The following is a 20,661-nucleotide window of genomic DNA, read 5'->3' as shown; positions in this document are numbered from 1 at the left end:
AACGGGAAAGGTGACTGAATGACAAGCGTCTGGGAGAACCTGACCGTCGACGCCCGCGATCCGGGCCGGCTGGCCCGCTGGTGGGCCGAGGCGCTCGGCTACCAGGTCATCAGGGACACTCCCGACGAGGTGGAGATCCGCCAGTCCGCGGACCGCCTCCCCGGCCTGGTCTTCGTGCCGGTGACCGAGGGCAAGGACCGCAAGAACCGGCTGCACCTCGACCTGCGCCCCGCCAACCGGGAGGCCGAGGTCGAGCGGCTCGTCGACATGGGTGCCCGGCACGTCGACATCGGCCAGGGCGACGTCGAGTGGACGGTGCTCGCCGACCCGGAGGGCAACGAGTTCTGCGTCCTGCGTGAGCGCGAGGAGTGAGCCGGTTTTGCGAGCCCCGCAGTCGCGAACATCGGCGGCTGCGTGAAAGGTGAGCCGGACGCGCGGTTGGTGCGCGAGGCGCCCAAGGACACCGGGCACCGCCGCTCACCGTACGAGCGCGACCGTGCCCGGGTGCTGCACTCCGCGGCGTTCCGGCGACTGGCCACCAAGACCCAGGTGCACACCGCCGGCACCGACGACTTCCTGCGTACGCGGCTGACGCACTCGCTGGAGGTGGCGCAGATCGCCCGGGAGATGGGTGCCCGGTTGGGCTGCGACCCGGACGTGGTCGACGTTGCCGGGCTTGCCCACGACCTCGGGCATCCGCCGTTCGGGCACAACGGCGAGTCCGCTCTGGACCTGCTGGCCACACCCTGCGGTGGCTTCGAGGGCAACGCGCAGACGTTGCGGGTGCTGACCCGGCTGGAGGCGAAGGTGCTCGCCCCGGACGGCTCGCCCGCCGGCCTCAACCTGACCCGGGCGTCGCTCGACGCGATCGGCAAGTATCCCTGGCCGCGTCGCCCCGGGCAGCGCAAGTTCGGGGTGTACGCGGACGACGCGCCGGTCTTCGGCTGGATCCGGGGCGGTGCGCCCGGCGACCGGCGCTGCCTGGAGGCGCAGGTGATGGACTGGGCCGACGACGTCGCGTACTCGGTGCACGACGTGGAGGACGGCATCCACGGCGGGTACGTCACGCTGGGTCCGCTGCTCGCGGACGCCGACGAGCGGGCCGCGCTCTGCGCCGACGTGGCCGCCGCCTACTCCGGCGAGTCCGCGGCCGACCTGGCCGAGGTGCTGGTGGAGTTGCTGGCCGACCCGCTGCTCGCCCCGCTCGCCGGGTACGACGGCAGCCACCGCGCCCAGGTGGCGCTGAAGGCCACCACCAGCGGAGTGACCGGCCGGTTCGTCTCAGCGGCGGTGGCCGCCACCGAGGAGCGCTCCGGTCCCGGCCCGCACCGCCGCTACGACGCCGATCTGGTGGTGCCGAGGCTGGTCCGGGCGCAGTGCGCGCTGCTCAAGGGCATCGCCCTGCGGTACGTGATGCGCCGTTCCGGTTTTCGGGGCCGCTACGAACGACAGCGGACGATGCTTGCCGAGGTGGTGGCCGCGCTGCTTCGGCGCGCCCCGGACGGGCTCGATCCGATCTTCGCCCCGCTGTGGCGGGCGGCCCCGGACGACACCGCCCGACTGCGGGTGGTGATCGACCAGGTCGCCTCGCTCACCGACCCGGCGGCGGTGACCTGGCACACCCGCTTGGTTGCTAGCTAGGACGGCGTGCGCTCAGGTGCTCGGCCCAGGTCCGGCACAGCCCCTCGCGATGCTCGCCACCGTTGCTTGAAACTGCCCGCAGCGCCGGCGACCGCCCGTCCAGGGGCGGGCGGTCGATCCGGTCGCGCTGTCGCCCCGGGGGGCCCGGCCGGGCACCCCGGGGCGACCTACCTCAGCCGAGATTCGCCCACGCGCTCCAGGTGCCGGAGGCCTGCTGGGTGATGGTGTAGAGGCTGCCGTTGCCGCCGACGACGAACACCTGTAGGCGTCCGTCCGCGTTACTGGCGACCGCGAGATCGGTGGTGAGGTCGTTGCCACCATGGCCGGCCCAGTCCGTGAACGGGCCGTTCGCAGTGCTCTGCCACTTGTGGTAGAGCTTGCTGTCGCCGCCGATCGCGAACACTTCGATCCGCCCGTCCTTCGTCTTGCTGGCGCTGACGGCGCTCAGGTCGGTGCCGCCGACGTTGGCCCAGGCCGACCAGGGGCCGCTGGTGGTGGTCTGCCAGGTGCTGTAGAGGGCGCCGTTGCCGCCGATGGCGAAGACCTGGAGGCGTCCGTCGGCGTTGGTGGCGACCGTCAGGTCGTTGGTCAGGTCGTTGCCGCCGAGACTGGTCCATTCGGAGAAGGGACCGTTCGCAGTGCTCTGCCACTTGTGGTAGAGCTTGCTGTCGCCGCCGATGGCGAAGAGTTCGATGCGGCCGTCGGTTTTGGTGGTGGCGGTGACGGCGTGTAGGTCGGTGCCGCCGAGGTTGGCCCAGGCCGACCAGGGGCCGCTGGCGGTGGTCTGCCAGATGCTGTAGAGGGCGCCGTTGCCGCCGACGACGAAGGCTTGCAGGCGTCCGTCGGCATTTGTGGCGATGGTGAGGTCGGTGGTGAGGTCGTCGCCGCCGAGGCTGGTCCAGTCGGAGAAGGGACCGTTCGGGGTCGTCTGCCACTTGTGGTAGAGTTTACTGTCGCCGCCGATCGCGAACAGTTCCATGCGGCCGTCCTTGGTGCGGTTGGTGGTGATGTTCCGCAGCTGAGTCCCACCGAGGTTGGCCCAGGGGCCGAAGACGCCATTGGCCGAGGTCTGCCAGGTGCTGTTCACCGTGCCACCACTGCGGACCTGGAATGCCTGCAACCGCCCGTCCGCATTCGCCCCGACCGACAGCTTGCGGAGCAGATCCGGTGCCTGCGTCGGGTTGTCGACGATCTTGCGGTAACGCCGGGCCTGGTACTCGGAGGTGGGATGCCCGGACAGGGTCGAGTCGCTGAAGGATGCACCCCTCACCAGCGCCATGGGCGTATCGCCGAAGCTGTAATACCAGAACGAGGACTTCTGGCTGTTCTCCCATCCGCCGAAGAGGATTGCGTGATAGGGGTAGCCCGATTCCGAGTCGGAGACGTCATCGAGCAGATCGCCCGGCTTCAGTTGATTGCGGCTGATGCTGTAGGTGTAGGTGCTCGACATCAGTCCGTGGGTGTTCGGGTCGGCGTCGAGATGCCACGCCATGTCCACCAGACCGCTGCAGTCCCGTCGGTACATCCGGGAATGCGGACCATCCCAGGTGGATGCGTTCATGCTGTAGGTCATGTCGGAGTCACTCCGACGGGCATACCAGTTCCCGGCCCGGGCCAATACCTCCGAGCGGGTGATCTGTCCACCGATGCTGCTGTCCGCCTGGACAACCAGAGCGGCGGGCGTGGCCAAGGCGGGCGCGGCCACCAGCGCGCCGCCGGTCAGGGCTACCGGCACACTGAGCGCCAGCGCCATCAGGCGGGTCAGGATCGACCGCCGCGATCGTTGATTCATCTCTCTACCTCCGTCAGAGCACCGACGGGACAATGTGTCCGTCGAACAGGGATGAGCCTTCGGGGCGATCCCTGTGCTGGTCTCCGACGCTAGGCAGGCGGCCTGCGGATGGTCTTGACAAAACCTGGAAGCGCAGGTCGCCCGCTCTTCAGACCAGCTGCGCGCCGGTCACGGTCCGGTCCTCCCCGGGTGTCGTGGCGCACTCGCACCACCACCGCTCGTGCCAGCCCGGCGCTTCGCGGGCCTCCCGGGTGCCGAGCCGCCGGAAGGTCGCCGCGGCGGTCTCCCACACCCGGTGCGCCGACGCGACGTCACCCAACGCGGCGTGCGCCGCGCCAAGATCGCGCAGAGTACGCGCCGCGCCGAGATCGTGGTGCAGCTCGACCCAGCCGTCATGGGCCAGCCCGAGGGCCTCCAGGGCGACCTCCGGCCGCCCGGCCGCCAGGTGCAGCTCACCGACGGTCCGCTGGACCAGCGCACTGCCGAACCGGTCGTTCAGCCGGCGGCACGTCGCCAGGCTGCGCTCCAACGGTGCCAGTGCCCGACCCACGTGCCCCTGCCGGAACCACACCTTCGCCAGCGCCTGCTCGGTGTAGCAGGCGAGCAACTCGTCACCGCTCGCCACGATCAACTCGTGGGCCTGGACGCACCAGCGCTGCGCCTCGTCCAGTTCACCCCTTGCCCGGTGCACCAGGCCGATCCCCCGGGCGGCGATGGCTTCCCCCCGGACGTGACCGAGCGCCCGGTACGCGTCCATGGCCCGGCCGATGAACAGCACCGCCTCATCGTCGTCGCCGAGTTCCCGCAGGCAGTGTCCGATCCCATAGGTGGCGTGCGCGGCTGCGTTGTCGCCGCCGATCCGGTTCAGCACGTCGGCCGCCGCGGTCAGCAACGGGACGGCCTCCCGGTGCCGGCCGACCTCGCGCAGCACGGCGCCGAGCCCGCTGCGCGCTGCCGCCGACCCGTGCTCGTGATCGGACGCCTCGAACAACTCGATGGCGCTGCGGAAACTCTGTTCGGCCTCGACGAACCGGTCCTCCTTGTAGCGCAGCAGCGCGATGCCGCAGGCGATCACCGCCTCGCCGACGGCGTTCCCGGCGGCCCGTGCCGCCGCGGACGCCGCCGCGTGGGTGCGCCCCCAGCCGACGAAGTCGTTCCGGACCGCGAAGGACGCGTAGACCAACGCGTCCGCCAGCGCGCACGCCGCCACGTCCATGCCTAGCTCGGCGGCCCGCTCCACCGCGACGATGAGTGTCGACGCCTCGACCTCCAGCCAGCCGGGCAGCTGGTGGTCCGCCGGGAGCGGGACCGCCGGCACGTCGACCGGCTGCGGCGTCTGCCGGTAGAGCGGCGGAACGGCGTACGGCTGCCGTTGGTTGAGCCGTTCCCCCAGGTCGGTGGCAGTCGCCAGGACTCGGGCCACCGCGGCGCGCAGCGCGACGTCGGCGTCCTCGTCGACGGCGCGTTCCCGGGCGAACAGCCGGACCAGGTCGTGGATGTGGTAGCGGAGCAGCCCGTGCGTCGGGTCGGGTAGGGCGGTCACCAGCCGGGCGTCGGCGAGTTGCTCCAACAGCTCCTCAGCGTCGTCCAGCGAGCCGCCGATGAGCGCCGCCACCAGCCACTCCGCGAAGCTCGGCACCCCGAGAAAGCCGAGCAGCCGGAACGCCCGTCGGGCCGCCGGATCGAGCGCCTGGTAGCCGACCCCGACGCTGACCCGCACGGCCAACCCGTCCGCGGTCATCTCGTCGAGCCGCCCGCGTTCGTCCCGCATCCGCTCGGCGAGGCGGGCGATCCGGCGGTGCGGGCGCGCCGCGATCCGCGCGCCGACGATCCGAAGGGCGAGTGGCAGCCCCGCGCACATCTCCACAAGCGCGTCGGTCGCCTCCGGTTCCGCCGCCACCCGGTCCGGCCCGATGACGCGATCCAACAGGTGGATCGAGTCGGCCTGATCGAGCAGTGGCACCTCGATGTGTTCGGCACCGGGAACGGTGGTCAGCAGTGCCCGGCTGGACACGATCAGGGCACTACCCGGACCGCCGGGTACCAGGGGCCGGACCTCCTCGGCGCTGACCGCCGAGTCGAGCACGATGAGGAAGCGTCGCCCGCTCAGCATGGCCCGGTACTGCCCGAGCTTGTCCGCCAGCGTGGGGAGCTGGTGGATGTTCGTGGCGCCGAGGGCCCGCAACACCCGGTCGACCGCCTCCCCCGGGTCACGACCGTGGCCACTGAGCGTGACGAAGATCTGACCGTCCGGGTACGCGTGCCGCAGCAGATACGCCAGTCGGATGCTGAGGGCCGTCTTCCCGACCCCACCCAGACCGGAGAGGATCAGCACGGGTGCGGCGGTGCCCCCGGCATCCCGGCCGTCGGATCGCAACACGCTCAGCGCGCGGGAGATCTCCGATTCGCACCCGACGTGGTCGGGCAGGTCGGCCGGGAGCTGACACCCGGGTCCCCCGCTGGTGGGCTGCGGTGACTCCGGTGCGGTCTGGACCGGCGTCGGCGCGACGGCCGACGGTTGCGCCGGAGGCGGCGTCGAGACTGCGGTCGCGAGCGCCGCCGGTGGCCGCAGGGTGCCGCGCAGGATCTCCCGATGCAGGTCCTGAAGGTCCGTACCCGGATCGACGCCGAGGTCGTCGACGAGCCGGGTCCGGGTCCGGGCGTACAGGTCGAGCGCCTCAGCTCGGCGTCCGTTGAGGTAGAGCGCCCGCATCAGGCTCACCACCAACGGCTCGACGAGCGGGCTGCGGTCCACGGCCACTGTGAGCCGCTCGGTGACCGGACCGGGCCGGCCATGGGTGATCTCGCTGTCGGCCCAGTCGAGCAGGACCCGGATGAGCTGCTGGCGCAGACCCTCCCGGACCCGGGACGCCCAGTCGCCGGGCAGACCGTCGAGGGGTTCCCCGCGCCACAGGTCGATCGCCTCCCGCAGCAGAGTCGGCCGGTCCGGATGCTCCACCGGCAGGCCCTGCGCCTGCTCGGCGAGGCTGCGCAGCCGGTACAGGTCCACGCGGTCCGGGTCGGCGGAGAGGAGATAGCCGGTCTGACTGCGACCCACGGTGATCGGCACCGTCTCGGCGGACCGGGCGGTGGCCATGATCCGCCGGATGCGGGTCAGGTAGGTGTACAGGACGCCGCGTGCGTCGGCTGGCGGCGTCTCGTCCCAGACGCGATCGACGAGCGTCTCGATCGGCACGCTGCGACCCGCGTCGACGGCGAGCGCGGCAAACACCAACCGCTGCTTCGGCGGACCCAGCTCCACCGGTCGCCCGTCGGCCACAACCTGCAGGTCACCCAATATCCGTAGTTCCACGGCTTCGCCCCCGCGCCCGTAGTGCCTACACGGCCCACGATCGGGGCCGCCCACGCTGTCAAGGATCCGTTCAGGTTCGCTACCGAGTCCGGCGGCGAGGGTCTCCCCAGCCAGTCACCGCGAGCAGCACGCGACACCACTCAGCGGGGCACCACGGCTCTTGTGTCCTCATGCGAAGGGAAGGTTGCCGACCCACAACCGCACAGCAGGACCACCAGGGACCGACCACTAAGGGCGGAACCCACGGTGACGCCTGCGTCGCGGATCTTAACCGGAGGCGTCAGCTCCAGCCAAGGGTCTCGATGCATTCCGGTCCGGTCGTCACCACCCCTGACACGTGGCAGACCACCCCGAACGGGCCGTTCTCCGACCGGACCAGCTTCGGCGGAGCCGCGCCCTCGTACGCCCTGACAACTCTCGGAAAGGAACTTCTCCGATGCGTGCCTTCTCCGCACCGCACCTGCCCAACCGGATCTCCCGACGCGGCGTGCTGGCTGGTCTGGCCGCCGTCGCCGCGGGCGGCGTCACCGGGCTCGCCTTCGGATCCCCGGCGGCCGCGGCCGTCTACCGCCGCGGTGTCGACTACTCGTGGGGTCGCCCGAGCATCAGCGCCCTCAAGGCCGCCGGTTACACCTTTGCCTGCCGATACCTGAGCGACAGCTTCAATGGCAAGAACCTCACCCGCAGCGAGGCGGACGCCCTCATCGCGGGCGGCATCGACATCGTCTGCAACTGGGAGTACACCGCGAGCGAGGCGTTACAGGGGTACGCGAAGGGGGTGGAGAACGCCACCAAGGCGCAGAGCCAGGCGCTGGCCTGCGGCATGCCGGCGGGCAAACCAATCTACTTCAGCGTGGACTTCGAGGCATTGGAGTCGCACCTACCCGCCATCAACGCATACTTCGACGGGGTGGCCTCGGTGTTGGGTCCGGCCCGGGTCGGCGCCTACGGCGGCTACTTCGTGATCAAGCGGCTCTTCGACGCTGGCAAGATCCGCTGGGGCTGGCAGACGTACGCCTGGTCGTCCGGTCAGTGGGACAGCCGGGCGCAACTGCGGCAGGTGAAGAACGGCGAGACCATCGGCGGGGCCGAGGTTGATCTCAACGAGGCTTGGGCCATCGACTTCGGCCAGTGGGGCACCCGGCCGTCCGCCCGGTCCTTGGCCGTGGCGTTGAACGCCGACGGGCGGTTGCAGGCATTCCAGACCCGCGGCTCCGGTGCGGTGTACAGCACCTGGCAGACCTCCGCGAACGGCGTCTTCGGCGACTGGGCCAACCTCGGCGGCAACCACCTGCAGGCCCCCACCGCCGTGACCAAGCCGGATGGCCGGATCGAGCTGCTCGCCATCGGCGGCGACTCGAAGCTCTACGACAAGTGGCAGACCACCCCGAACGGGCCGTTCTCCGACTGGGCCGGCCTCGGCGGCAACGACCTCACCACCGACCTCACCACCGCCACGAACGCCGACGGACGCCTGCAAGCCTTCGTCGTCGGCGGCAACGGCAGCCTCTACAGCATCTGGCAGACCAGCACCAGCGGCCCCTGGTCCACCTGGGCGAACCTCGGCGGCAGCCACCTGCGCTCGCTCAGCGCCGTGAAGAAGAAGGACAGCCGGATCGAGCTGTTCGCCATCGGCGGCGACTCGAAGCTCTACCACAGGTGGCAGACCACCCCGAACGGGCCGTTCTCCGACTGGGCCGGCCTCGGCGGCAACGACCTCACCACCGACCTCACCATCGCCACAAATGCCGACGGACGCCTGCAAGCCTTCGTCGTCGGCGGCAACGGCAGCCTCTACAGCATCTGGCAGACCACCACCAGCGGCCCCTGGTCCGCCTGGACCAACCTCGACGGCACCGATCTGAGCGCCATCAAGGCCGTCACCAAGACCGACGGCCGGATCGAGCTGTTCGCCATCGGCGGCGACGCCAAGCTCTACCACAAGTGGCAGAGCACCCCGAACGGGCCGTTCTCCGCTTGGACCAGCCTCGGCGGCAACGGCCTCACCACCGACCTGGCCGTCGCCACCAACGCCGACGGACGACTCCAGGTCTTCGTCGTCGGCGGCAACGGCAGCCTCTACAGCATGTGGCAGACCACCACCAGCGGCCCCTGGTCCACCTGGGCCAACCTCGGCTGACCCAGCACCACCGCGGGGGTCACCGGCCGCGCCGGTGACCCCCACCATTGACCGGCTGGGCGGTTCCGGCCCGCAGGCCGGGTCCGCCCGGGGACCATGACCAGATGCGCAGGGTACGGACCGGAGCTACCCACGTACCGAACTGGCTGGCCAGCCGGATGGGGCTGCGTGGACTGGCCCCGCGGACCGACGAGGCCGGCCACCGGCACGCCACCTGGCTGGAGCTGTTCCTCGACCTCATCTTCGTGTACGCGCTGGCGGCGGTGGCGGCCCGGCTGGGCAACGAGCCGAGCCCGTCGCCGACGGCCGTGCTGGCCGTGATCGGGCTCTTCGTGGTGATCCAGTGGGCCTGGCTGGGGCAGGTCTACTACGACACCAGGTTCGACCCGGACGACGCGCCGCACCGACTGCTGGTGCTTGTCGCGTTGGTCGGCGCGGGCGCGATGACACTCGGGGTCGACGAGGTGCCGGAGAGCGTGCTCCTGCCGGTCGGTTACCTGATCGTGCGAGGCGTGCTGCTCCTGCTGTACCTGCGGGCCCGTCCGACCAGCCCGATGGCCCGCCTGGTGACGACCGTCTACCTGATCGGCTTCGGGTCGGGCTGGCTGATCTGGCTGGTGTCGCTGATGGCGCCCACCGAGCTGCGTCCCGTCCTGTGGATCGTCGCGATGGTCATCGAACTGGCCACGCCGTGGGTCGGGGTGCGCTGGCTCAACCGCTGGCCGGTGGACAACCGGCACCTGCCGGAACGGATCGGCCAGTTCACCATCATCGTGCTCGGCAGCGCGCTGGCCAGCCTGCTCTTCGCGGTGCCGGACCACCCTCCGCCGCACATGATCCTCACCGCCGCGATGGCCTTCCTGATCCCGGCGGCCGTCTGGTGGGTCTACACCACGTTCGTCACCACCCGACTCCTGCAGAGCCGCCTACGCGGCGGGCAGGCGTACAGCTTCCTGCACATTCCGCTCGGCGGCGCGCTGCTGCTGCTCGGCTGGTCGCTCGGCCAGGTGGTCCGGCTTGTCGACGCCAACGCGGCCCGCCTGCCGCTGGAGCTGCGGCTGCTGCTGGGCGCGTCGATGGTGATCTGGACGTTGTGCGGCCTGGCCCTGTACTGGCTGTGGACCCGACCGAGCCGCGCCCGGTTGGCGATCGCCGCCTACGGGGTGCTCTCGGTCAGCCTGATCACCGCGACGGTGCACGAGCCGAAGCTGATGCTGTCCCTGCTCGCCGCGGCGATCGTCGGGTACGCAGTGCTGCTCAGCCGACGACTCACCCGCGCCGGCGCGGCGAGCGGCACGCCCGAGGGATGAACACCTAGGCGGCGGCGGTGGCCTCCTCGGCTGCCACCTGGTTGTTCCAGTCGGCCTTGGTGGAGCGCCAGCCCTCGTCGTCCATGCCGCGTCGCCAGTAACCGGAGATGGAGAGCCGGTCGAGGGGCACGCCCCGCTCCCCGCGCAGCAGCCGGCGCAGGTCCCGGACGAAGGCCGCCTCGCCGTGCACGAACGCGTGCACCTGGCCGCTCGGGAACTCCAGCGCGCGTACCGCAGCGACTAGCGCCTCGCCCACCGGGCGGTCCCCACGGTGCAACCAGGTCAGCTCGACCGCGCCGGGGCTGAGCAGCTTCTGCTCGTCCGCCGGGTCGCCGATCTCCACGAAGACCTGGGCCGGCGCGCCCAACGGCAGCCGCTCCAACGCGGCGGCGATCGCCGGCAGGGCGCTCTCGTCGCCGACCAGCAGGTGCCAGTCCGCGTCCGGGCTCGGCGCGTACGCCCCGCCGGGGCCGACGAAGTGCACCGGGTCACCCGGACGCAGCGCGGCGGCCCACGGCCCGGCCAACCCCTCGTCGCCGTGGTGCACCACGTCCACGGTCAGCTCCTCGGCCAGCGGGTCCCACCGCCGCACGGTGTACGCGCGCAGCCGGGGCCACTGCTCCCGGGGCAGGTCCCGGCGGATCGCGGCGAGGTCCAACGGCTGCGGGTACGCGACGCCGGGCTGCGGGAACACCAGCTTGATGTAGTGGTCGGTGAACTCGCCCACCGGCAGGCCGGCCAGCTCGTCCCCACCGAGGACGAGCCGGATCAGGTGCGGGGTGGGCCGCTCGGTGCGCAGCACGTGGACCGCGGTGACGTTCCTGGGACGTTCCGTCATAGTAGTTAGGGTAACCTAAGCTCATAGCCGGCCAGTATCGGGTGGAGCGGGACTCAGATCCGCCGCGCTCGGTCGACTGCCGCCTCGGCGGCGGCCGTTGCCGGAACCGCCCGGCCGGCAGCGGTGGTCGCCACACCGGCATCCCCCGGCCGGCGTGTCGTCGGTCCGGCAGGGCAGGATGTACGCCGAGGGGGTGGCGCATGGCTGGGCGGATCCGGGACGAGGACATCGCACTGGTCCGGGAACGCACCTCGATCGGGGATGTGATCTCCGAGACCGTCACCCTGAAGTCCGCCGGCGGCGGCAACCTGAAGGGCCTGTGCCCGTTCCACGACGAGAAGAGCCCGTCGTTCAACGTGTCCCCGGCCCGCAACGTCTGGTACTGCTTCGGTTGCGGGGCCGGCGGCGACGCCATCAAGTTCCTGATGGACGCCGACCACCTCAGTTTCGTGGAGTCCGTCGAGCGGTTGGCCGGCCGCGCCGGCATCCAACTGCGCTACATCGAGGACGACAAGGGCACTCCGCGCCCCCGCCCGCAGCAGGGTCAACGGCAGCGCCTGGTCGCCGCGCACGCCGCCGCCGTCGAGTTCTACCGGGCGCAGCTCAGCACGGCGGGCGCCCGGCCGGCGCGGGAGTTCCTGGCCAAACGGGGCTTCGACCGGGCCGCCGCCGAGCGCTACGGCTGTGGCTTCGCGCCGGAGGGCTGGGACCCGCTCACCAAGCACCTGCGCCAGCAGGGTTTCACCCACCAGGAGTTGGTCACCGCCGGGCTGTCCCGGGAGTCCCGCTCCGGCACCCTGATCGACAGGTTCCGCCGTCGGCTGCTCTGGCCGATCCGCGACCTCGCCGGCGACGTGATCGGCTTCGGCGCGCGCAAGCTCTTCGACGACGACGACGGCCCGAAATACCTGAACACCCCCGAGACGCCGATCTACAAGAAGTCGCACGTCCTCTACGGCATCGACCAGGCCAAACGAGAGATCGCCAAGCAGGGCCGGGCGGTCATCGTCGAGGGTTACACCGACGTGATGGCCTGCCACCTGGCCGGGGTGAGCACGGCGGTGGCGACCTGCGGCACCGCGTTCGCCGCGGACCACATCTCCGTGCTGCGGCGGCTCCTGTTCGACAGCGACGAGGTGGCTGGCGAGATCATCTTCACCTTCGACGGTGACGCCGCCGGCCAGAAGGCCGCACTGCGGGCCTTCGAGGACGACCAGCGGTTCGTCGGGCGCACGTTCATCGCGGTCAGCCCGGACAACATGGACCCGTGCGATCTGCGGCTGGCCAAGGGTGACCTGGCCGTGCGGGATCTGGTCGCCCGCCGTGAGCCGCTTGTCGACTTCGCCCTGCGACACGTGATCAGCCGCTTCGACCTGGACACCGTCGACGGCCGGGTCGAGGCCATGCGTCACGCCGCGCCGCTGGTCGCGCGACTCAAGGACCGGGAAAAGCGCCCCGAGTACGTCCGCAAGCTCGCCATGGACCTCGGGATGGAGATCGAGCCGGTGCAGCGGGCGGTGCTCGCCGCCGCCAACACCCCGCCGCCCGGCACGCGCGACGCCGCCCTCGGCAACCGCGCCGCCGCCTCCGGCGCCCGGCCCGCCCCGGCTCGCCCCGAGCCGGCCCTGGACAGCCCGCAGTCGATGGTCGAGCGGGAGGCGCTGAAGCTCGCCCTCCAGCAGCCGGTCCTGGCGGGGCCGATGTTCGACGCGGTCGAGTCGCCCGAATACCGCCACCCGGTGCACGTCGCGGTGCGTACCGCCATCGCGACCGCCGGTGGGGCCGCGTCGGCGACCGGCGGCGCGGTCTGGATCGAGTCGGTCCGGGACGCCTGCGACGATCTGGCCGCGGCGGCTCTCGTCGGTGAGCTGGCGGTGGAGCCGCTGCGCATCGACGGCGAACCGGACCCGCGCTACGTGTCGATCACGATGGCGCGGGTGCAGTTCGGGTCGGTGACCGCCCGCGTCCGGGACCTGAAGTCGCGCATCCAGCGGATCAACCCGGTCAACAACAAGGACGAGTACTTCGCCGCCTTCGGTGAGCTGCTGTCCCTGGAGCAGCATGCCCGGGCGTTGCGTGAGCAGGCTGCGGGAGGCCTCTAGATGGGATTGTTCAGCCGCAAGCCGAAGCTGCCACCGGCCGACCGGCCGCCGCTGACCCCGGACGAACGGGTGCTGGCCTGGGCCGCCGTCGGCAACGGCGAGGGCGACGGGGTGGTGGTCGCCAGCAACCTCGGGCTGTGGCTGCCCGGTCGAGGGCACCGGCTCGGCTGGCACACCATCCTCAAGGCGGTCTGGTCCGGCCGGGAGCTGACCGTCACACCGGCCGAGACAGTCGCCGAACGCGACGGTTACACGCTGGTCGCCGACGGCCCGGCCGAGACATACTTCCTCCTCGATCCGCAGGAGCTGCCGCACCAGGTGCGGGCGCGGGTGACGCGTTCGGTCGCGTACACCGAGCACCAGCCGGTGCCCGGCGGCGCGGCGCGGGTCGCGGCCCGCCGCGTGGCGGGGGCCGACGGTCTCACCTGGACGGTCCGCCTCGATCCCGGCACCCCGGCGGACGACGAAACCCTGCTCGCCGAGACCGACCGCCTGGTCGGCGTGGCCCGCGCCGCCACGGCTCCGGGCGACCTGTGAGCGAACGCTCGCTTGCTCAACTCCCCCGGTAGTAGCGGCTGGCCCCGGGGTGCAGTGGGATCGGCTCGCTCAGCGCGGCACTGGCCCGGGTGAAGTTCGCCGCCTCGGGATGGACGGCGATCAGCTCTCTCTGGTGGTCGAAGAGCGTCCGGGTGAGGTCGTACGCCAGGCCGTCGGGCATGTCGGCGCTGACCAGGATCACGTTCGCCACGGTGATGGTGGGCGCGTCACTCGCCGTGTTGTAGACGTTGGCGGTCAGTGTCGAGGTGGTGTAGACGGGCCCGTAGCCCTTCTGTAACGGTTGGAGGAGGTTGTCCAGCGGCAGTAGCCGGAACGCCCCCGGTGAGCTGGTGAGCAGGTCCTTGATGCCGGGGGTGGGCAGACCACCGGAGAAGAACATGGCGTCCAGCCTTCCGGCCCGCATCTGTTTCACCGTCTCGGGCAGCGACAGGGTGAGCCGTCGGACGTCGCGGTCCGGATCGAGACTGGCCGCGGTGAGCAGCCGGCCGGCGATGATGTCGGTGCCGGACTTCGGCGAGCCGGTGGAGACCCGCTTGCCGCGGAGGTTGGCGACGTTCTCGATCTTGCTGTCGGCACGCACGATCAGGTGCGTGTAGTTGCTGTAGATGCGGGCCAGCGCGCGAACCGGCTGCGGCTTCCCGTCGAACGCGCCCTTCCCGGCGATGGCGTCGGCAGCGGTGTCGGCGAGACTGAACGCGATCTCCATGTCGCCGGTGGTCAGGCGGTTGATGTTCTCCACCGAGGCGCCGGTCGGTTCGGCCCTTGCCTCGTAGCCGGGCAGATGTCGATTGATCAGGTCCGCGTAACCGCCGCCGAGTTGGTAGTAGACGCCTGTGGTGTTGCCGGTGGCCAGGAAGATCCGCCCGCCGTGCCAGGCGTCCGACGGGGGCGACTCGCCACCGCAACCCGCGACGAGCACCGCCAGCAGCAGCGCCGCCACCAGCCGCCGCACTCGGGTGGTCACCGGCGTACCGCCGGCTCCAGGGCCTCGGCCACTCGCTGTACCAGGGTCGCGGTCTCGTAGCCGATCTGGCCGAGGTCACAGCCGGGTGCCGCGAGCACGCCGAGCAGCGCGCGTGAGCCGACCGCCATCACCAGCAGCACACCGCCGTCCATGTCGATGATCTGCTGGCGTACGCGGCCGGCGGACATCAGCCGGGCCGCGCCGACGGTCAGACTCGCCAGTCCGCTGATCACGGCGGCGAGTTGATCGACCTGGTCGATCGAGAGGTGTGGGGAGGCGGCCAGTCGAAGCCCGTCCTCGGAGACCGCGAGGGCGTGCGACACGTCCGGCACCTGGTCCACGAAGTTCGCGAGCAGCCAGTCCAGACCTGTTGGCGCGGGTGTGGTCATCGGATTCTCCCGTTGGGTGTCGTGTACGGGTTGGAGCGGGCGGCGCTCGCGACGCCTTCGGCGAGGGCGGTGAGGCGACGCCGGACCACCTCGGGGTCGAGCAGATCCGACTCGCTGACGGGGGACGGTGGTGGGGACAGGTGCGTGGGTAGCTGCGCGGGCAGTTGGTCACCGCGGCTCCGACGAGGCAGCCCGCCGGCGGTGAACTGCGGGGTCGGCGGGGCGGCCGGCGGCGGCGGCGCGGGAGCAGCGCTGGGAAATGGCCCGGTGGGCGGCGGCGATACCGTGGCGACGCCGCGAGCCTGCCCGCCCGCCGCGCCCTGGGCGGCGACCAGTGGCCGTGCCCCGGCGGCAGCGTTGCTGGCCGGTCGGAACCAGGCCGCCGGCCGTCCGGCCAGTGGCCGACCCGCCACGGGCTGGTGATGGGCGACCGTCTCGATCCGGGTCAACAGCTGGTCGGGGAGCTGCACCTGGGCGATGGTGCCGCTGTCGGTGCTGTAGAGCTGCACCCGAATCCCGTACCGGACGGCCAGGTGAGCCACGACGTGCAATCCCATGCTGCCGGCCGCCGCACTGCTGATCATGGCTGGCCTCGCGAGCCGGTCGTTGATCGACGCCAGTCGGGCCGGCCGGATGCCGATTCCGTGGTCGTGGACCCGCAGCAGCAGCCCGTCCACCGTCTGCCGGCCGTCGACCAGCACGGGCGTGTGCGGCGGTGAGTAGACGGTGGCGTTCTCCAGCAGTTCGGCGAGCAGGTGCACCAGGCTGCCGACCGCCGCGCCGTGCACCCCGGCCGACGGCAGGTTCAGCTCCACCCGGGGATAGTGCTCGATCTCCGAGGCCGCCGCCCGGACCACGTCCTCCAGGTGCAGCGGAGCCTCGTGCCCCCGGCTCGGCTCCCCGCCGGAGAGGACCAGCAGGTTCTCCCCGTTGCGACGCAGGCGTGCGGCGAGGTGATCCAGTGCGAAGAGGCGTTCGAGGATCTGGGGATCGGTTTCCTCGCGCTCGAAGTCGTCCAGCAGCCGTAGCTGGCGGGTGATCAGGGTGCGGATCCGCCGGGCAAGCGCCTCGGCCATCCGCGTCATGTCCAGGCGCAACTCGGCCTGCGCGCCGGCAAGGCGCAGCGTGGCCTGGCTGACCGTGGCAAAAGCCGCGGCGACCTGGGCGACCTCGTCGTGACCACGCGCTATCGCGGCGGTGGCCGCGCCGGCGGCGCTCTCGTCCGGGCGCTCCGCCCCGGCGGCGATGGCGGTGATCCGCTCCGGTAGCTCGTGGTTCGCCATGGCCAACGCCGCGGCCCGCAGGCGGCTCAACCGCCGGCTGATCCGGATCGCCAGCACCACGGCCGTGATCAGCGAGCCGAGCGCCACGGCACCGGTCACCCCACCGGTGAGCAGGGCCTTCCGCAGCGTGTCCTGGGCCAGCGCCGCCGCGTCGCGGTCGAGGTCCTCGGAGAGTTCACGGCCGAGCAGGTTGTATCGGCGCAGGGTGCCACTCTGCGCCACGAACCAGGCGTCGCCATCGGTCTTCATCGCTTCGGCGCCACCGTCGGTCTCCAGCACCGCGTCCCGCATGGTGCGGGCCGTCTCCACGTCGCCGCCGGTCATCAGCCGGGCCCAGGACCTGCTCGCCGTGTCGGTCGCGATCCGGAGAAACTCGGCCTCGCGCTGCTCCTGAGCACCGTTCAGCGAACCCAGCGAGGCAAGCTCGCCGGCGTCCAGGCGGCCCCGGACGAAGACGGCGCGCAGCAGGTCACGTTCGACGGAGGCCAGGTGCTCCTGGGTGGCGACGGCGGCGACCTCCCGGGCGGCGTTCGCCAACTCCGGGTCACGCAACTGAGCCGGCAGCGCGTCCGCGACGGCCAGCAGGGACTCGACGGTACGGGCGTACGCCGTGTCCGCCTCCGTGCCGATCAGCGCCAGGGCGCGGTTGGGGGAGAGCCCATCGAGTTGACCTCTGGCCCTGCCGAGCACCGACGTCAGCTCGGGCACGGACTCCCGGGCCTGCTCATCGGCGGAGCGGAACCGCTCGACGGCAGCGTCGACGCGGCGCCGTTGGGCGTCCACGAGTGGCCGTCCGGCGGTGCCGCCGCGTTGGCGCAGCGCCGCCGTCTCGCCGAGTTCCCGCTCCAGTTCGTGCACCAGCTGGACGGTGACGGTGGCGGTGCCGGAGAGGACACGGGCTCGGTCGGCGTCCGCGCTGGCGTCCAGCGCGGCTTTGGTCTGCGCGGCACCGAGCACGGTCAGACTGATGATCGTCACCAGGATCGGCGCGAGTAGCTGGGTGCGGATCGAGCGAAGGTTCTCGAGAACACCGCCGGTGCGATGCTGGCGTACGTGGGCGGGGAGCGGCACAGGGGCCTCCCGGGTCGGGGTGGTGCCCGGCCCGGGCGGTGAGCCCGGGCCGGGACGATCGGATCAACTTGCGGCGTTCAGCTTCGTCAGCGCCGTGTCCGCCCCACGGTGCAGCGGCACCGGGTCGGTCTTGCGCGCGTTCGTCAGGTCGATGCCCTTGGCCGCCGGGTTGGCCTGGCTGAGGGCGTCCTTCTTCTCGAACACGGTCCTCGTGATGACGCAGGCGACGTTGGCGTCGAGGTCGTCGCGGACCAGCAGCACATTCGGCACCACGATGGTCGGGACATCGGCGGGAGTCTGGTAGACGTCCTTGGCGATCGTGCCGGCCTGGTACGCGGGGTTCAGCTCTGCCATCTTCGGCAGCAGCGAGCTGATGTCAATGAACTTCACCTTGTCGGCCGCGGTGGTGAAGAGGTCGGTGACGCCGCCGGTCGGCGTGCCGCCGGACCAGAAGAAGCCGTCGATGCTGCCGTCCTTCATGCCGTCGACGGTCTTGGTCAGATCGAGTCGCTGCGCCTGGATGTCCTTTGCCGGGTCGAGGCCGGCCGCGGTGAGTAGCCGCTGCGCGATGACCTCGGTACCCGACTTGGGCGATCCGGTGGAGATCTTCTTGCCCTTCATCTCGGCGACCGAGGTGATTCCCGCGTCGGCCCGGACGACGACCTGGGTGTAGTTGTCGTAGATGCGCGCGAGCGCCTTCACCGGCTGCGGCCCCTTGAAGGTCCCCTTGCCCTGCGTCGCGTTGACCGCGGTGTCGAAGAGCGAGAAGGCGACGTCGTACTGTCCGGCGACGAGTTGCTCGATGTTCTGCACCGAGGCGCCGGTCTCGGCGGCGGTGCCGGTGAGCTTGCCGCCACTGGCCGTGGCGAGTTGCCCGGCGAGCGCGTTGCCGACGACGTAGTAGACCCCGGTGGCGTTGCCGGTGGCGATGCCGACCCGGGTGTCCTTGGTGACCTCGCAGCCGACTGCGCTGGAGGTGTCGTCGGTGGCCGCACTCTTCTGACGGCCTCCGCATCCGGCGACGCCGGCCGTGAGCAGGGTGACTGCCCCGAGACTCGCGGCGATTCGCACGTTGATCCGTCTCACCTGTTCTCCTCCTGATGGTCTATCTGGTTGACGCCCCTGCCGGCGGCGGCCGTCCGGTTGGCCGTTCCGCGACGGAGCAGAACACCCGCCACGGTGAGCGCGACCAGGGCGGCGCCGACCATGACGGGGACAGGTTCGAGCCACAGCAGAACCAGCCCGGCGAGCGCGCCGACGATCCGCTCGGGCGTTCCGGCCGGGCCGATGCCGGGCAGCCATCCACCGGCCGCCACCGCGAGCACCGCGACCCCGAGCGCGGTGGTCAGACCGGCCAGCAGGATGCGGTCCACCCCGCCGATACCGAGCAGCCCGAGCCCGGTTGGCGTGAGCACGAAGGCGATCGGGATGAGGTACGCGGGTAGCGCGTACCGCAGGGTCTGCCACATGGTCGGGACCAGTCGTCCGCCGGTGACGGCGGCGGCGGCCACCGCGGCGAGCGCGGTTGGCGGCGAGGCCTCGGAGAGCACCGCGAAGTAGAAGACGAACATCGCCGCGGCGGGTGCGGCGACGCCCAGGTTGAGCAGCGCGGGGCCGATGATCACCCAGCCGATCACGAACGAGGCGGTGACCGGCACGGCCAGGCCGAGCAGCGTGAGCGCGAGCGCGGCGAGCAGGGCGGTGAGCAGGAGCACGACGAATGGGTCGGAGCTGATCGCCTGGGCGCCGCTGAGCAGCAGCGCCGCAGCCTGCGGGCCGAGCCCGGTCTTGGTGGTGGTGGCGGTGATGATGCCGGCTGCGGCGCAGACCGCGGTGACCGCCAACACTCCGCGCACTCCGTTGCTGAGCGCCTCGATCAGGCGTGCGGCGGTGAGTCGGTGCCGCCGGTCCAAAAAGGAGAGCACGGCCGCCAACGCGGTGGCCAGCACCACGGCCCTGATCGCCGAGGCGCCGAGGGCGAGCATCACGACGATCACGATCAGCGAGAGGAAGTGGTAGCCGAAACGGGCCAGTAGCGACCAGGCCGACCCGGCGTCGATCGTGACCCGACGTACTCCGGAGCGGCGGGCGTCGATCTCGACCGCGAGCAGGATGCCCAGGTAGTAGAGCAGGGTCGGCACGGTGGCCCAGCCGAGCACCTGGAGGTACGAGACGCCGAGGTACTCGGCGATGATGAACGCCGCGGCCCCCAGCGTCGGCGGCGACAGGATCGCGCCGACGCCGGCAGCGGCGAGCATGCCGCCGGCCCGCTCCGGCGGATAGCCGGCTCGGCGCAGGATCGGCCAGGTGACCGAGCCGATGCTGACCGTGGTGGCCGCACCCGAACCCGAGACGGTTCCGAGGAGGAAGCCGGCGGCCACCGCGGTGCGTCCCGGTGCGGTGCGGGAGCGGCGGAACGCGGCGGCGGAGAGTTCCACGAAGAACCGACCGGCGCCGGAGAGGTCCAGCACCGCGCCATAGATGGTGAAGAGCACGATGTACGAGGCGGCCACGTCCAGTGGGGTCCCGTAGAAGCCGCTGTCGGAGTTGTAGAACGCGTCGATGAGCTGCCCGAAGTCGAGACCGGCGTGGGCCACCGGCCAGGACTGCGGCAGCAGCCCGCCGTAGTAGCCGAAGGCCAGGAAGAGCAGACAGACCGCCGGCAGGATCCACCCGGTGGTTCGGCGGCACGCCTCCAGCAGCAGGAGCAGCAGCACGGTGCCCAGCATCAGGTCGACCGGGTCGAGCAGCCCCTGTCGGTCGAGGAAGGCGTCGTATCCGCCGCCCCCCGTACCGACGGCCACCGGCAACACCGGGTAGAGGCAGCTCAGCAACGCGGCCACGGCGAGCACCCAGTCGACCGGGGTGGGGCGCATCCGGCTCGTCGGTCTGCTCGCCGGGTCGGTCCGCGCTGCCGGGGTGCCTCGTCGGGGCAGGCGCACTCCCGACGGATACGCCAGGAAGACCATCGGCAGGACGCCGGCGAGGAAGATGATCAGGTAGAACTTGCTGCCCTGAGCCAGCGGAAAGAAGACCTGGTAGATGGCGAGGAGCGCGACGGCAAGGGTGACGCCCGCGAAGAAGAGGCCGAGTGGCCCGGTGAACACCCGGCCCGGTTTCTCGTCCTCGAACTGTGCGGTCAGCTCGCGGTCGGCCTGCCCGCCCACGGGCACGAGAGTGGGATTGGTCCCACCGGGTTCGGCGGCTGGCCCCTTCTCGGCGGCCGGCGGCAGCGGCTGTTCGTCGATGTCGGCCGGTGC

13 protein-coding genes and 1 pseudogene are annotated in these 20,661 nt (G+C 71.3%); 6 read left to right on the top strand and 8 right to left on the bottom strand.

What is annotated here, in order from left to right:
* Positions 1 to 18 precede the first annotated feature (18 nt).
* Together ACFYPM_RS24800 and ACFYPM_RS24795 are read left to right on the top strand one after the other, a co-directional pair.
* The gene (locus tag ACFYPM_RS24800) at positions 19 to 372 is read left to right on the top strand and encodes a VOC family protein (protein WP_357244594.1); all 354 of its coding nucleotides are present in this window, start codon (positions 19 to 21) and stop codon (positions 370 to 372) included.
* 42 nt (positions 373 to 414) lie between these two features.
* On the top strand, positions 415 to 1,641 hold the full coding sequence (locus ACFYPM_RS24795) for a deoxyguanosinetriphosphate triphosphohydrolase (protein ID WP_387201298.1): 1,227 nt from the start codon (positions 415 to 417) through the stop codon (positions 1,639 to 1,641).
* A 172-nt stretch (positions 1,642 to 1,813) separates the two neighbouring features.
* Here ACFYPM_RS24795 and ACFYPM_RS24790 read toward each other — a convergent pair whose 3' ends face one another.
* Together ACFYPM_RS24790 and ACFYPM_RS24785 are read right to left on the bottom strand one after the other, a co-directional pair.
* Positions 1,814 to 3,433, bottom strand: a complete 1,620-nt coding sequence (locus ACFYPM_RS24790) for a hypothetical protein (RefSeq protein ID WP_387201297.1) — start codon at positions 3,431 to 3,433, stop codon at positions 1,814 to 1,816.
* A gap of 148 nt (positions 3,434 to 3,581) precedes the next feature.
* Positions 3,582 to 6,746, bottom strand: a complete 3,165-nt coding sequence (locus ACFYPM_RS24785; protein WP_387201294.1) for a BTAD domain-containing putative transcriptional regulator — start codon at positions 6,744 to 6,746, stop codon at positions 3,582 to 3,584.
* Between the two features lie 436 nt (positions 6,747 to 7,182).
* Here ACFYPM_RS24785 and ACFYPM_RS24780 point away from each other — a divergent pair, with 436 nt between their 5' ends.
* Together ACFYPM_RS24780 and ACFYPM_RS24775 are read left to right on the top strand one after the other, a co-directional pair.
* Entirely contained in the window at positions 7,183 to 8,886 is a 1,704-nt protein-coding gene (locus ACFYPM_RS24780; RefSeq protein ID WP_387201291.1) for a glycoside hydrolase domain-containing protein, read from the top strand.
* Between the two features lie 104 nt (positions 8,887 to 8,990).
* Positions 8,991 to 10,196, top strand: coding sequence for a low temperature requirement protein A (locus ACFYPM_RS24775; RefSeq protein ID WP_387201288.1), 1,206 nt, complete (start codon positions 8,991 to 8,993; stop codon positions 10,194 to 10,196).
* 4 nt (positions 10,197 to 10,200) lie between these two features.
* Here ACFYPM_RS24775 and ACFYPM_RS24770 read toward each other — a convergent pair whose 3' ends face one another.
* The gene (locus ACFYPM_RS24770; protein ID WP_387201285.1) at positions 10,201 to 11,034 is read right to left on the bottom strand and encodes a siderophore-interacting protein; all 834 of its coding nucleotides are present in this window, start codon (positions 11,032 to 11,034) and stop codon (positions 10,201 to 10,203) included.
* 178 nt (positions 11,035 to 11,212) lie between these two features.
* Between ACFYPM_RS24770 and dnaG the strand changes: the two are divergent.
* Both dnaG and ACFYPM_RS24760 read left to right on the top strand, forming a co-directional pair.
* Positions 11,213 to 13,136 (top strand): annotated as a pseudogene (gene dnaG, locus ACFYPM_RS24765) (DNA primase).
* Complete coding sequence (locus tag ACFYPM_RS24760) at positions 13,137 to 13,673, top strand: hypothetical protein (RefSeq protein ID WP_387201281.1); 537 nt, start codon at positions 13,137 to 13,139, stop codon at positions 13,671 to 13,673.
* A gap of 16 nt (positions 13,674 to 13,689) precedes the next feature.
* Here ACFYPM_RS24760 and ACFYPM_RS24755 read toward each other — a convergent pair whose 3' ends face one another.
* From ACFYPM_RS24755 to ACFYPM_RS24735, 5 genes are all read right to left on the bottom strand, one after another.
* Positions 13,690 to 14,658: a TAXI family TRAP transporter solute-binding subunit gene (locus tag ACFYPM_RS24755; protein ID WP_387201278.1), complete on the bottom strand. Its 969-nt coding sequence runs from the start codon at positions 14,656 to 14,658 to the stop codon at positions 13,690 to 13,692.
* Positions 14,655 to 15,047 (bottom strand): roadblock/LC7 domain-containing protein, encoded by a 393-nt coding sequence (locus ACFYPM_RS24750; protein WP_357376553.1) that lies wholly within the window; start codon positions 15,045 to 15,047, stop codon positions 14,655 to 14,657. Before ACFYPM_RS24750 ends, ACFYPM_RS24755 begins: the two co-directional genes overlap by 4 nt.
* The gene (locus tag ACFYPM_RS24745) at positions 15,044 to 17,401 is read right to left on the bottom strand and encodes a nitrate- and nitrite sensing domain-containing protein (protein WP_387201275.1); all 2,358 of its coding nucleotides are present in this window, start codon (positions 17,399 to 17,401) and stop codon (positions 15,044 to 15,046) included. Before ACFYPM_RS24745 ends, ACFYPM_RS24750 begins: the two co-directional genes overlap by 4 nt.
* Before the next feature lie 63 nt (positions 17,402 to 17,464).
* Positions 17,465 to 18,487, bottom strand: coding sequence for a TAXI family TRAP transporter solute-binding subunit (locus tag ACFYPM_RS24740; protein WP_387201272.1), 1,023 nt, complete (start codon positions 18,485 to 18,487; stop codon positions 17,465 to 17,467).
* Complete coding sequence (locus tag ACFYPM_RS24735) at positions 18,484 to 20,574, bottom strand: TRAP transporter permease (RefSeq protein WP_387201327.1); 2,091 nt, start codon at positions 20,572 to 20,574, stop codon at positions 18,484 to 18,486. The genes ACFYPM_RS24740 and ACFYPM_RS24735 overlap by 4 nt, the downstream gene beginning before the upstream one ends.
* Between the last annotated feature and the right edge of the window lie 87 nt (positions 20,575 to 20,661).

It is taken from the genome of Micromonospora sp. NPDC005203 (assembly GCF_042872705.1).
GTDB lineage: Bacteria > Actinomycetota > Actinomycetes > Mycobacteriales > Micromonosporaceae > Micromonospora.
Note: the sequence above shows the minus strand (reverse complement) of the source record. Positions and strands in the feature narration are given on the sequence as shown.